Source organism: Paraburkholderia terrae (genome assembly GCF_002902925.1).
GTDB classification, from domain to species: Bacteria; Pseudomonadota; Gammaproteobacteria; order Burkholderiales; family Burkholderiaceae; genus Paraburkholderia; species Paraburkholderia terrae.
On the sequence record NZ_CP026112.1, the window covers coordinates 1,268,352 to 1,280,836 of the forward strand.

Here is a 12,485-nt window from a genome sequence, read left to right on the forward strand (position 1 = left end):
CGCAGCAGCGTTTTCAGTACAGCAAGCAGATGAGGATCGACGCATGTCGGCGTGGCTGACAGTGGTGGGAATGGGCGATGACGGTTTTGCCGGCCTGGGGAAAACGGCGCGGCGCGCGCTGATCGACGCGTCGGTGATCTATGGCGGCGAGCGGCATCTGGCGATGCTGCCCGTGTGCCTGAACGCCGCGCGCGAGCCATGGCCGCATCCGTTCGACATCGCGCCCGTGCTCGCGCGGCGCGACACGCCCGTGTGCGTGCTGGCGAGCGGCGATCCGATGTTCTACGGCGTCGGCGCGACGCTCGCGCGCCACGTTCCCGCCGATGAATTGCGCGTGCTGCCGGCTCCCTCGTCGGTGTCGCTTGCGGCGGCGCGTCTTGGCTGGGCGTTGCAGGACGTGGCGACGGTGTCGCTGGTCGGTCGGCCGCTTGCCGCGTTGCAGATGCAGTTGCATGACGGCGCGCGCGTGTTAGTGTTGAGCGCGGATGGCGCGACGCCTGCCGCCGTGGCTGCGTGGCTCGTCGAACGTGGCTTCGGCGCGACACGCATGATCGTGATGGAGCATCTGGGCAGCGCATCCGAACGCCTGATCGACGCTCGCGCGCTCGACTGGTCGATTGGCGAGACGGCGTCGCTGAACGTGATCGCGCTCGATTGCCGGCGCGATGCGTCGTCCGATGCGCCACGGCTCGCGTTGACACCGGGACTGCCCGACGACGCCTATCGTCACGACGGCCAGTTGACGAAGCGCGACGTCCGCGCGCTGACGCTCGGACGCCTCGCCCCCGCGCCCGGCGAACTGCTGTGGGACGTCGGCGCGGGCTGCGGGTCGATCGGTATCGAATGGATGCGCGCGCACGCCAGTTGCCGCGCGATAGCGATCGAAGCGAACGGCGAGCGTCAGCGTTTCATCGAGCACAATCGCGACGCGCTCGGCGTGCCGGGACTGCAACTGATCGCAGGCAAGGCGCCGGATGCATTGAAAGGCCTGCCCGCACCCGACGCGATTTTCATCGGCGGCGGCGTGACGGCGCATGGCGTGCTCGATGCGTGCTGGCACGCGCTGAAGCAAGGCGGGCGGTTGATTGCGAACGCTGTCACGCTCGAAGGCGAGGCGGCGCTCGTCGCGTGGCGCGCGCAGTATGGCGGCGCGTTGACACGCATCGCGCTTGCCGAGGCGCAGGCGCTCGGCGGCTTCGAGACGTGGCGCTCCGCGCTGCCGATCACGCTACTCGACACCCGCAAACCGTGATGCGCGACGAAACGCCCGAACAACCCGCGCCACTGCGCAGCGGCTACACGACGGGAAGCTGCGCGACGGCGACGTCGCTGGCGGCGGCGCGGTTGCTGCTGTCGGGTATCGCGAGCGATGTCGCGGAAATCGTGCTGCCGAAAGGCCAGCATGTGCCGATGCAACTCGTGTTCTGCCGCCTGATCGACGGCGGTAAGGACGGCGCCGAAGCGGGCACCGTCAAGGACGCGGGCGACGATCCCGACGTCACGCACGGCGCCGTGGTGTTCGCGCGCGTGCGTCTGGCCGACGCGCCCGGCGTGCGTTTTCATGCGGGGCCGGGCGTCGGCACGGTGACGCGCGCGGGCCTCACGCTGCCCGTCGGCGAACCGGCCATCAACCCGGTGCCGCGTCAGATGATGACCGCGCATCTGACCGAACTGGCCGCCGAGCATGGCTATGCGGGCGGCTTCGAAGTGACGATCGGTGTCGAGAATGGCGAGGCGCTGGCGCAGAAGACGATGAACCCGCGCCTCGGCATTGTCGGCGGGCTGTCGATACTCGGCACGACGGGCATCGTGCGGCCGTTCTCGTGTTCGGCGTATATCGCGTCGATCCATCAGGGCATCGACGTGGCGCGCGCGAACGGCTATCGGCATATTGCCGCGTGTACGGGCAATGCGAGCGAAGACGCGATGCGCGCTTACTACCAGTTGCCCGATATCGCGCTGATCGAGATGGGCGACTTCGCGGGCGCGGTGCTCAAGCATCTGAAGCGCGCGCCCGTCGACAAGCTCAGCATGTGCGGCGGCTTCGGCAAGCTGAGCAAACTCGCGGCGGGGCATCTCGATCTGCACAGCCGCAATTCGAGCATCGACTTGCCGCAACTCGCCGCGTGGTCGGCGCAACATCCGGCGAGTGATGACGCGGTGCAGGCCGCTATCGTCGGCGCGAACACGAGCCAGGAAGCGCTTGCGATGGCGCGAAAACAAGGCGTGCCGCTCGGGGATATCGTCTGCGCACGCGCGCGCGACGTGGCGCGCGAGATCGTGCCTGCGTCGGTCGAAGTCGAGATGTTCGCGATCGACCGGCAGGGCAATATCATCGGAGTGGCGCGATGAAGCGCGTGTTATTGCTCGGTGGCACGGGCGACGCGTTGCAGATCGCGCGGCAACTCGGGCCGCAGCATGTCTATAGCTTGGCGGGACTCGGACGCGTGCCGGAAGGGCTGGCGTGTGAAGTGCGCGTCGGTGGGTTTGGCGGCAGCGATGGGCTTGCGCGGTTTATCGAAAGCGAAGGCATCGCGCTCGTGATCGACGCGACGCATCCGTATGCCGCGCAAATGAGCGCGAACGCGGCGGCGGCGTGCCGCGATGCCAAGGTGCCGTGCTGGGCGCTGCGCCGCGCGGGCTGGACGCCGCAAGCGGGCGACGACTGGCGCATGGTGGGCGGCTGGGATCAGTTGGTCGATGCGATCCGTCCGTTTCGTCGCGTGCTGTTCACGTCGGGCCGCGAGCCGCTTTCGCATCTCGATGAAATACCTGCGCATCAATTTTGGATTGTGCGCTGTCTCGACGCGCATCCGGGCAACGAGCGTGCGCGCATTATCGACGCGCGCGGCCCGTTCGATATCGACGGCGAGCGGGCGCTGTTCGCTCTGAATCACATTGATGTGCTGGTGACGAAGAACAGCGGCGGAGCGGCGACGCAGCCGAAGCTCGAGGTGGCGCGCGAACTGAAGGTGCCCGTGGTGATGATGCGGCGTCCTTCGCTGCCTGAGGTCGATCGCGAGTTCGACAGTCCGGCGCAACTGCTGCCCGCATTGAACGAAGAAGATTGGAGTGCTGTGAAATGACGGTGTTTTTTATCGGTGCTGGACCGGGCGATCCTGAACTGATCACGGTGAAGGGGCAGCGCCTGGTGCGTACGTGTCCGGTGATTCTGTATGCCGGTTCGCTTGTGCCCGAAGCCGTGTTGAGCGGCAATGTCGCTGAAAAGGTGGTGAATACGGCGGAGCTCGATCTGGATGCGATCGTTGGTCTGCTTGCCGACGCGCATGCGAACGGGCAGGACGTCGCGCGCGTGCATTCGGGCGATCCGTCGTTGTACGGCGCAATTGGGGAGCAGATTCGCCGCCTGCGGGCGCTTTGCATTCCGTATGAGATCGTGCCGGGTGTGACGGCTACGGCGGCCTGCGCGGCCGCGCTTGGGGTTGAGTTGACGTTGCCGGATGTGTCGCAGACGTTGATTCTCACCCGCTATGCGCGGAAGACTTCGATGCCGGAGGGCGAGCAACTTGCCGATCTTGCGCGGCATGGTGCGTCGATGGCAATTCATCTTGGGGTGCGGCATATTGCTAGTATTGTCGATGAGCTGACGCCTCACTATGGTGGCGACTGTCCCGTCGCGGTGGTTTATCGGGCTAGTTGGCCGGATGAGGAGAAGGTCGTTGGTACGCTTGCTGATATTGTTGAGAAGTTGCAGGGGATGGATATTCAGCGTACCGCGTTGATTCTGGTTGGGCGGGTGCTCGATGCAGAGCATTTTGCGGATTCGACTTTGTATTCGAAGTAGGGGTGGTTTTTTTGCTGCGCGGGCTGGATGGTTTGCTTGTGGTTTGCGCTGGCATCCGGGTTATGGCTTCGTGGCTCGGCCGGTTTGGTTTTGGTTTGCTCGGGCTTTCGCTCGCATCCGCGATTCGTTAGCTTGCTTCACGCGTCGCCCCTGTGCGGGGCGGCACCTACTTTTCTTTGCCGCCGCAAAGAAAAGTAGGCAAAAGAAAGCGGCTCACACCGCCAGTTCTAGTGTTTGCCTGAGGGACCCCAACCGGTCCTACGCTTCACACGGCAATCACGTGACTCACGTTCGTTGCCAGCGCTCTTGCGGTGCGCCTCACCCGCTTCAATCACCCGCGTTGCCGCACACCTTGCCAGGTAGTCCACCGCCGTCTAGGTGGCAAACTGTGTGTAGGCCCCTTGTGCTCCACACGCATCACTTCGGACCGATAGCGCACGCGTCCCACCTTGTAAGAGCGCCAAGCTATACGACGCGACAACCTACACACAGTTTGCCACCTGGGCGGCACATACCATTCGCTGCCGCTAGCTCTTGTGTGGGTGTCTGAAGCGGGTGAGGCGCTCATTCGAAGCGTTGGCAACGCACGCGAAGAGAAAGGCTGCCGTGTGAAGCGTAGGACCGGTTGGGGGCCCTCAGGCAAGAAGAAATGTTAGCGGTGTTAGCCGCTTTCTTTTGCCTACTTTTCTTTGCGGCGGCAAAGAAAAGTAGGTGCCGCCCCGCACAGGGGCGACGCGTGAAGCACGCTAACGAATCGCGGATGCCAGCGCAAACCCAAGCAAACCAAACCGGCCGAGCCACGAAGCCATAACGCGGATGCCAGCGCCGCCCCCTGCAGACCACAAAAAAAGGCGCCGCCAGCAACAAACACAACAACCCTAATGCGTCTGCACGCGAGACTGATCTGTTTCAGCTTGCGGCTGCGTAACCGCACTAACAACCACAAACACGACAAGGTTCACCGCCAGCGCAACAAACCCGATATTGACGTCCTTCAGTGCATCAGGCAAAAACGGCATCAACTGCCCGACACTCAACTTGAAGATCGTCGTCACAGCAACAACAGCAACCCCAGCGAGAATCCCACAAAACGCGCCTTGCCTGGTAGCCCGATTCCGCGGCGCGAGACTGCAAATAACAGCAGGAAACAGCTGCGTAACAAAGCTATACCCCATCAAAAGCAGCGCAACGATGGTCTCTCCGCCGTGCAGCGTAAACAGAACAGCAACAAGCGCAACCACAGGTACACAAACGCGAGCAAGCTTCGCAACAGTCTCATCAGAGGCATTCCGCTGCACGAGCCCACGATAAATATCATTGGCAAGCAGCGTTGAAGCCGTAGTGAGAATCATCGACCCAGGCACGAGCGCTGTCAGCACGCCTGCTGCACCAATCACGCCAACGAACCAGGGATCAAAAGTCTGCAACGACAGCTTGAACAGCGAAAGATCAATATCGCCGCCCTTAAGTCCAGGCACCTTCAACGCCGCAGCAAACCCGACAAAAAACACGAACAGCAAGATCAACTGATAAAGCGGCAGCACAATCGCATTACGCCGAAAGATGCGTTCATCCTTCGCGGTAAAAACAGACCCGAACGTATGCGGCCACATGAAAAACCCAAGCGCCGTGAGCAGCACCGTCGACTGAAACCACGTAACGCTCGACCCCTTCTCAGGGAACGTGAGAAAACCAGGCCGCGCCACATCGATCGCATGAAACATCTGTCCGAGCCCGCCGTAGTAATGCATCGGCAGATAGATCCCGAGAAACAGCACGATGCCAAGTATGAGCATGTCCTTGACGACCGAGTTCCACGCCGAGCCGCGCACGCCCGACACAATGACATAAATCGTCACCACGCCCGCGCCGATCCAGATCGCCGCCGACGACGAAATCGCGCCATAGGAAGCCGTCGAAACAATAATGCCCAGCCCCTTGAGTTGCAGCACGAGATACGGAATCAGCGCAGCAACGTCAACGATGGCAACCAGCACCCCAAGCGACGCGCTATCGTATTTGCGCGTAAGGAAATGCGGTTGCGACACGACGCGATGCGTCTTCGCAAATCGCCAGACGGGCGGCAGCATCCAGTACGACAGCACATACGCCAGCGTGCCATACGCGAGGATGTAATAGACGGGCGCGCCCTTGCCATACGCGAAACCACTGCCGCCCAGGAAGGTGAACGTCGTGTAGATCTCACCCGCCATCAACAGGAACACAAACGCTGTGCCGAAGCTGCGGCCGCCGACCGTCCATTGCTCAAGGCTCATGTCATGCCCATGACGGGCACGCACGCCGAGATAGAGCGCGAACAGCGTGACTGCGACGATGATTGCGAGGGCGCTGCTCATGAACGCACCTCCTCGCCAGAAGGCGTTTGCCGGTTCACAGGATCGAGCCGATAGATAATGCCCATGATGATCGAGCTCAAAACAACCCACATAACGATCCACGCAAGCACGAACGGCATGCCGAGCACGAGCGGCTCGACGCGGTTGACGAACGGAACGCCGAGCAGAATGCCGATGAACGGCAGCACGGCGAGCAGACGAAATGACATGGGACAACTCCTCGAATGAGAATGAGCCGGTCTCGATGAACGTCAATTCCTGAAGTAACGACTGGGATACCGCGCACCGACTGTATGCCTCTTGCCACATTCCGGTAAAGGTCGCCAAAAATATGCAGGTATATTGAAAGGAACGTGCGCAAACGCAGTGCCTGTGGGCATCGGCATGCATCGCAGGTGTGCTGCATTGCATGAAGAAGGTGCCTCTTACATGGCATGCGGAATTCGTTGCATATACACTGGTCGGCCCTCACGCTCCGTTGCGCGGCGCAAAAATTAAAACCATCAAAGAGCAAATTCATCGATGATTTCGAGCCTGATTTCGGAGATTCTGTTTGGCTTCACCGGGTTGATCAGCATCATCAATCCGATCGCGATCGCCTTCGTGTTTCTCGACCGAACGGATTCGCTGACGGACGCGGAACGCGCCGCGCTCGCCAAGCGGGTTTCCCTCAATGCGTTCTTCGTGCTGCTGGTCGTATTCTTTGTCGGCACGCCGATCCTGCATTTCTTCGGCATTTCAATGGAGGCGCTGCGCATCGGCGGCGGTCTTGCCGTGGCCGTCAGCGCGTGGAATATGCTCAATGCGCCGGAGCGTCAGCCGAACGAAGCGGCCGTCAAGCCCGTCGATCCCGACAACGCGATGTCGAAGGCATTCTTTCCGCTGACAGTGCCACTCACCACAGGCCCCGGCACGATGGCGACGGCCATCGCGCTGAACGCGAACCGCAGCCACAAGCTGTCGGAGTTCGTGATGTCGTCGATCGCGTCCGTGACGATTTCGTTTCTTGTCATGCTCGCAGTCTGGTTCACGTACAACCACGCCGCGACCCTCGGCCGTTATCTGGGCAAGGAAGGCACCAAGGTGGCGCTGCGCGTGTCCGCATTTTTGTTGCTGTGCATTGGCGTGCAGATCATATTGACGGGGCTGTCCGAGTTTCTTGCGCCGATCGCCAGTGGCCGGGCGGGCGGTTGAACGAATGAGCACCGGATACGAAGCGGACGTGAACGGGATGTGAACCGTTTGAAACCGGCGCGGGCCTAGGCGTTTTTCATCGAGGAGAGCGATCATGTGCCGCTGGCTGGCTTACACAGGAAACCCGATTCAGCTCGAAGCCGTGCTGTTCCGGGCCAAGCATTCGCTGATCGACCAGAGCCTGCATTCGCGGCTCGGGCAGACCACCACCAACGGTGACGGCTTCGGCGTTGGCTGGTACGGTCATCCAACCGACATCCCGTTCCGCTACCGCTGCGCGCATCCTGCGTGGAGCGACCGCAATCTGCGCGACGCCGCGCGGGCCGTGCGCGCGTCGCTGTTCGTCGCGCATATCCGCGCGGCGACGGACACCCCTTCGCAGGAGACCAACTGCCATCCGTTTCGCCACGGCCGCTGGCTCTTCATGCACAACGGTCTCGTGCGCGACTATCCTAAAGTGCGGCGCGACCTGATGCTCGGCATCGACCCGGACTTGTTCGCATCGATCGAAGGCTCGACGGATTCCGAAGTCATGTTCTTTCTCGCGCTCACGTTCGGGCTCGAAATCGACCCGGTGCTCGCACTGGAGCGTATGGCGGGGTTCGTCGAGGAGACGGGGCAGCGGCACGGCATCGAGGCGCCGCTGAACATGACCGTCTGCGTGACGGACGGCGAACAGATCGTGTCGGCGCGCTATTCGAGCGAGCGGCAGTCGCGCTCGCTCTATCACAGCACGTCGATCCGTCATCTGATGGAGTTGTATCCTGATGATCCGCGTCTGGCCGCCGTCGGCGCAGACGCGTTCCTCGTGCTGTCGGAGCCGCTCGTCGACCTGGAAGGCTGGTGGCAGGAAATACCGGAATCGACGGCGATCGTTGCGAAGCGCGGCGGGATCGAGGCGCGGCCATTCGATCCGCATGGAAAGTAGCAGCGTTGCACGTCCACGGCCACGCGCTCCGTATAAACCCTGATACGCGGCGCGCGTCCGTCTGCCGTTGTTGCATGAAGGGAGTGCAACCATGAGTCGTCCAGTGACTGCAGACATCGCGACTGACAAGCCGTCCGAAAGCACTCGCCACCGGTCCGATCTGGCCGCCGAGGTGCTGGCATCGGAACAGAGCGTATTGCGTCTGCTCACGCGCAGCACGCCGTTGCCCGAGTTGCTGGCGGAAGTGTGCCGCCGCGCCGAAACGCTGCTAGGCGAGGGCTCGCGGTGCTCGATCCTCGTGCTCGATACCGATGGCGTCACCGTGCGCGTCGGCGCGTCGCCGTCGCTGCCGGCGCATTACAGCGCGGCCATCGACGGCATGTCGATCGGCCCGTGCGCCGGTTCCTGCGGCACGGCGATGCACGACCGGCGGCTGGTGATCGTCGAGGACATCGAAAGCGATCCGCTGTGGGCAGACTACCGGCATCTCGCGCTGCCGATCGGGCTGCGCGCCTGCTGGTCGGTGCCGTTCGAGGACGACGCGGGTCAGGTGCTGGGCGCGTTCGGCGTCTACTACGACCGGCGCCGGCGTCCGGACGAAGATGAACACGCATTGCTGCACGAGATCGGCCACAGCGTCGGCCTCGCCGTCCATCAGGATCTGATGCGCAAGCGCCTCGCGGAAAGTGAGGAGCATCACCGGCTCGTCGTCGATCACCTGAACGAAGGCATCGTCGTGCAGACGCGCGAAGGCATCGTGCTCGCCTGCAATCCGAGCGCGCGGCGCATGCTGCGCGCGACGGGCGAAGTGATCGGCCAGGACATCTACAAGGTGATTCGCGCCGCGTACTGGGAAGACGGCTCGCCCGTAGAGCCAGGCGAGCAGCCGACGCAGCGCGTGCTGCGCACGGGCAAACCCGTGGTCGGCATGACGCTGCGGCTCGAGCTGACAGGCGGCGAATCGATCTGGATCACCGAGAACGTCGTGCCCATCGTCAGGCCGGGCGAAGCCGAACCGAACGCCGTGCTCGTATCGTTCAACGATATCAGCGCGGTACGCTCGGCGCGTGCGCAACTGCAGCACCTCGCGACGCGCGATTCGCTGACGGGGCTCTACAACCGCGCGTTTCTCGCCGACCGGATGAGCGCGCTGCTCGCGCCGCATGCGGGCGTCGAAGGTCAGGATGCTGAAGCGTCTCAACCTGCCGTGACGCGACTGGCCGTGCTGTTCGTCGATCTCGACGGCTTCAAGAAAGTCAACGACATCGCCGGCCACGAAGCGGGCGATGCGCTGTTATGCAGCGTCGCCGCGCGACTTGCCACCTGCGTGCGCAGCGAGGACACGCTCGCGCGTGTCGGCGGCGACGAGTTCGTGATCGCGACGGGCGACTACGGCGACGAATCGTTTCTGACGTCGCTCGCGCAGCGCGTGCTCGATACGATCGCGATGCCGTTCGCGGTCGGCGGCAACGAGTATTACCTTGGTGCGTCGATCGGCATCAGCCTCTTTCCCGACGACGGACATGACGCGCAAACGCTGATGCGCAACGCCGACTCCGCGATGTACCACGCGAAGCAGCGCGGCCGCAACAACTTCCAGTTCTTCACGGCCGAGTTGAGCGAGCGTTTGCAACGGCGCTTCGCAATCGAACAGTCGCTGCGGCGCGCGCTCGTCGCCGACGAACTGAGCCTCGCGTATCAGCCGATCGTCGAGGGGGCGACGGGGCGCATCGTCGGCGCCGAGGCGCTGTTGCGCTGGCATAACGGCGAGCTGGGCCATGTGTCGCCCGCCGAGTTCATTCCCGTCGCCGAAGATACCGGCCTCATCATCGACATTGGCCGCTGGGTGCTGGAGAACGCGTGTCTGCAGGCCGTCGAATGGCGCAGGACGATCACGCCGCATCTGATGATGGCCGTCAACCTGTCGCCGCGTCAGATCAACGGTGAGCTGATCGAGCATGTGGCGCTGAGTCTGGAGCATGCGGGGCTGGAGGCGTCCGCTCTCGAACTGGAGATCACGGAAGGCGTGCTGATGAGCGACAGCGACGCCGTCATGCCGCTCCTGACGACGCTCGCGCGCATGGGCGTGCGCATTTCCGTCGACGATTTCGGCACCGGCTATTCGTCGCTGTCTTATCTGAAGCGCTTTCCGTTGCATAGCCTGAAGGTCGACCGTTCGTTCGTCGCGGGCTTGCCCGAGCATCGCGATGCCGTGGCGATCACACATGCCGTCGTCGCGATGGCGCATTCGCTCGGGATGAACGTGACGGCCGAAGGCGTCGAAACGAGCGAGCAGGCGGCGTTTCTGCGCTCGATCGGCTGCGAGCGGCAGCAGGGCTATCTGTTTGGCCGGCCCGTCGTGCCGGGCGAGTTTGCGCGTGAAGCGCAGCGGCTGCAGGCGGGCATCTGATCGATGCTGCTTTACGTTCATTCACGCGGGGCGTTTACACTGGCGCTCGTTTTTTCCCTTGCGAGCGATGCGTGAACGGAGCGTTGAAGTGCGCGTTTGATGGCGCACGGCGGTTTTGTGTCGTGCTGGGTGCGGCGTTGTCGCTGGCTGGCGCAAGCGTGGCTGCGTCGCCATCGCAGTCTGCGGATCAACCCGCCGACCTCGTGCAGACCCGCGCGTTCGACGCGTCGCCGTGGATGTCGTATTACGGCGATGCAGCGGCGCTCGGCAGCGTGACACGCGCGGCGTCGACCTTTCGTGTCATCGACGTCGATCTCGATCCCGACGCGGACAACTTCACGCCCGCCGAAGTCGCGGCGCTCAAGAACGACGGTCGCAACATCGTGCTGAGCTACCTGAACCTCGGATCGTGCGAGACGTATCGTTCGTACTGGCGCGACGTGCCGGAAGGCTTCGTGTCATGCGAGGCGAACAAGGCGGCGCATGCGGGCACGTATCGCGGCTATCGGCAGGAGACGTGGATGAATCTGTCGAATGCCGATTACCAGCGGCTCATCGTCGATTACGTCGCGCCGCGTCTGGTCGCGCGGGGCGCGGACGGCTTCTATCTCGACAACCTCGAAATCGTCGAACACGGTACGTCGACGCGCAACGGCCCTTGTGACGCCGCGTGTACGCAAGGCGGCCTCGATCTCGTGCGCAAGCTGCGCGAGAAATACCCGGGACTCGTCTTCGTGATGCAGAACGCGACGGGACGCACGACGCGCGAAGGCATGACGGGCGGCATTGCGTTCGCATCGCTGCTCGATGGCGTCGCGCATGAAGAGGTGTATGCGCCGAAGTACGACGCTGCGGCGGAAGCGGAACTGGGCGCGTGGAAAGCGTTGGCGCTCAGACCGAATGGACACGCGTTCTGGATCGCGACGCTCGATTATGTCGGCGGTTGCGATGCGGCGGCGAAAGCGCGCCGTGTGTTCGCGCGCAGCCGTGACAAAGGCTTCGTGCCGTATGCGTCGGACGCTAGCGCGAAGCAGGGCGTCGTGTGTTATTGGGAAAAGTAACGGACGGACGCGTTTGAACGATCACGCGCGTGACGTCAACAGCTTCAAACCCGCCAGGCCGAAGACGATCGCAAGCCCGCCGTCGAGCCAGCGGCGAATCGACAGGTACACGCGGCGCGCGAGCGGTGTCGAGAACAGCGCCGCGTAGCTGCCGAACACCAGCATGCCGATCGCGAGGCATCCGGCGACGATGGTCAGCATATGCGGTGCGCCGCCGTTTGCAGGCGACGCGAGCGCCACCACCGAAATCCACACGAGAATCGCCTTCGGGTTCGTCAGATGCAGCAGCAAGCCGCGCGCGTAGATGCGGCGCAACGGCAGATGCGTCCCCGCTGATTGCGTTCCGGCAGCACGCGGCTGCAAGGCCGAGCGGCCCGACTTGAACGCGAGCCACAGCAGATAGCAGCCGCCGAAAATCTTCAGCCCGACCATCGCTCCCGAGAACGCCAGCAGCGCCGCCGAGAGCCCGAGCGCCGCCAGCATCGCCCAGAAGCACGAACCGCACACGACCCCCGCGGCGAACGCGAACGCGGCCTTGCGCCCGTCCGTGGATGCGATCGACATGATGGCCAGATTGCTCGGCCCGGGGCTCGCCGTGCCGACGAAATACGCGGAGTAGGCGAACAGGACGTTCGCGGAAAGGATCGGAAGGCTGGTCATGGGATGGGCGGGGAAGAATGAGGCGAGCGGAGATTGTCACCGGCGCGCGCATTGTGCGGAATAGACAGTT

11 protein-coding genes are annotated in these 12,485 nt (G+C 63.3%); 8 read left to right on the top strand and 3 right to left on the bottom strand.

Going from position 1 to position 12,485, the window contains the following annotated elements; translation table 11 throughout:
- The first annotated feature begins 43 nt into the window (after positions 1 to 43).
- The 4 genes from C2L65_RS21865 to cobM are packed head-to-tail and all read left to right on the top strand — an operon-like array spanning position 44 to position 3,805.
- Positions 44 to 1,252, top strand: a complete 1,209-nt coding sequence (locus C2L65_RS21865; protein ID WP_042309243.1) for a bifunctional cobalt-precorrin-7 (C(5))-methyltransferase/cobalt-precorrin-6B (C(15))-methyltransferase — start codon at positions 44 to 46, stop codon at positions 1,250 to 1,252.
- On the top strand, positions 1,252 to 2,352 hold the full coding sequence (locus tag C2L65_RS21870; protein WP_042309245.1) for a cobalt-precorrin-5B (C(1))-methyltransferase: 1,101 nt from the start codon (positions 1,252 to 1,254) through the stop codon (positions 2,350 to 2,352). The genes C2L65_RS21865 and C2L65_RS21870 overlap by 1 nt, the downstream gene beginning before the upstream one ends.
- A complete protein-coding gene (locus C2L65_RS21875) occupies positions 2,349 to 3,086 on the top strand; it encodes a cobalt-precorrin-6A reductase (RefSeq protein WP_042309247.1) in 738 nt (245 codons plus the stop codon). Before C2L65_RS21870 ends, C2L65_RS21875 begins: the two co-directional genes overlap by 4 nt.
- Positions 3,083 to 3,805 carry a precorrin-4 C(11)-methyltransferase gene (cobM, locus tag C2L65_RS21880; RefSeq protein ID WP_042309249.1) on the top strand — a complete coding sequence of 241 codons (723 nt, stop codon included), beginning with the start codon at positions 3,083 to 3,085 and terminating at the stop codon, positions 3,803 to 3,805. The genes C2L65_RS21875 and cobM overlap by 4 nt, the downstream gene beginning before the upstream one ends.
- An 878-nt stretch (positions 3,806 to 4,683) precedes the next feature.
- Here cobM and C2L65_RS21885 read toward each other — a convergent pair.
- Both C2L65_RS21885 and C2L65_RS21890 read right to left on the bottom strand, forming a co-directional pair.
- Positions 4,684 to 6,162: a sodium:solute symporter family protein gene (locus tag C2L65_RS21885; RefSeq protein WP_042309251.1), complete on the bottom strand. Its 1,479-nt coding sequence runs from the start codon at positions 6,160 to 6,162 to the stop codon at positions 4,684 to 4,686.
- A complete protein-coding gene (locus tag C2L65_RS21890; protein ID WP_042309253.1) occupies positions 6,159 to 6,371 on the bottom strand; it encodes a DUF3311 domain-containing protein in 213 nt (70 codons plus the stop codon). Before C2L65_RS21890 ends, C2L65_RS21885 begins: the two co-directional genes overlap by 4 nt.
- Before the next feature lie 313 nt (positions 6,372 to 6,684).
- On the opposite strand from C2L65_RS21890, the gene C2L65_RS21895 reads away from it, so the two are divergent.
- The 4 genes from C2L65_RS21895 (at position 6,685) to C2L65_RS21910 (ending at position 11,755) form a co-directional block, all read left to right on the top strand.
- Complete coding sequence (locus C2L65_RS21895; protein ID WP_042309255.1) at positions 6,685 to 7,356, top strand: MarC family protein; 672 nt, start codon at positions 6,685 to 6,687, stop codon at positions 7,354 to 7,356.
- Between the two features lie 94 nt (positions 7,357 to 7,450).
- A complete protein-coding gene (locus tag C2L65_RS21900) occupies positions 7,451 to 8,284 on the top strand; it encodes a class II glutamine amidotransferase (protein WP_042309257.1) in 834 nt (277 codons plus the stop codon).
- Positions 8,285 to 8,375: 91 nt separating this feature from the next.
- Positions 8,376 to 10,694 carry a putative bifunctional diguanylate cyclase/phosphodiesterase gene (locus C2L65_RS21905; RefSeq protein ID WP_042309258.1) on the top strand — a complete coding sequence of 773 codons (2,319 nt, stop codon included), beginning with the start codon at positions 8,376 to 8,378 and terminating at the stop codon, positions 10,692 to 10,694.
- Between the two features lie 71 nt (positions 10,695 to 10,765).
- Positions 10,766 to 11,755 carry a glycoside hydrolase family 191 protein gene (locus C2L65_RS21910; protein WP_052426896.1) on the top strand — a complete coding sequence of 330 codons (990 nt, stop codon included), beginning with the start codon at positions 10,766 to 10,768 and terminating at the stop codon, positions 11,753 to 11,755.
- Between the two features lie 21 nt (positions 11,756 to 11,776).
- Here C2L65_RS21910 and C2L65_RS21915 read toward each other — a convergent pair whose 3' ends face one another.
- Entirely contained in the window at positions 11,777 to 12,415 is a 639-nt protein-coding gene (locus C2L65_RS21915; protein ID WP_042309263.1) for a LysE family translocator, read from the bottom strand.
- Positions 12,416 to 12,485 lie beyond the last annotated feature (70 nt).

Bases quoted from the DNA above. Each gene is read 5' to 3' on its own strand.
- C2L65_RS21890 (WP_042309253.1), bottom strand. From the start codon at position 6,371: ATGTCATTTCGTCTGCTCGCCGTGCTGCCGTTCATCGGCATTCTGCTC.
- C2L65_RS21870 (WP_042309245.1), top strand. From the start codon at position 1,252: ATGCGCGACGAAACGCCCGAACAACCCGCGCCACTGCGCAGCGGCTAC.
- C2L65_RS21875 (WP_042309247.1), top strand. From the start codon at position 2,349: ATGAAGCGCGTGTTATTGCTCGGTGGCACGGGCGACGCGTTGCAGATC.
- C2L65_RS21895 (WP_042309255.1), top strand. From the start codon at position 6,685: ATGATTTCGAGCCTGATTTCGGAGATTCTGTTTGGCTTCACCGGGTTG.
- C2L65_RS21885 (WP_042309251.1), bottom strand. From the start codon at position 6,162: ATGAGCAGCGCCCTCGCAATCATCGTCGCAGTCACGCTGTTCGCGCTC.
- cobM (WP_042309249.1), top strand. From the start codon at position 3,083: ATGACGGTGTTTTTTATCGGTGCTGGACCGGGCGATCCTGAACTGATC.
- C2L65_RS21905 (WP_042309258.1), top strand. From the start codon at position 8,376: ATGAGTCGTCCAGTGACTGCAGACATCGCGACTGACAAGCCGTCCGAA.
- C2L65_RS21900 (WP_042309257.1), top strand. From the start codon at position 7,451: ATGTGCCGCTGGCTGGCTTACACAGGAAACCCGATTCAGCTCGAAGCC.
- C2L65_RS21865 (WP_042309243.1), top strand. From the start codon at position 44: ATGTCGGCGTGGCTGACAGTGGTGGGAATGGGCGATGACGGTTTTGCC.
- C2L65_RS21915 (WP_042309263.1), bottom strand. From the start codon at position 12,415: ATGACCAGCCTTCCGATCCTTTCCGCGAACGTCCTGTTCGCCTACTCC.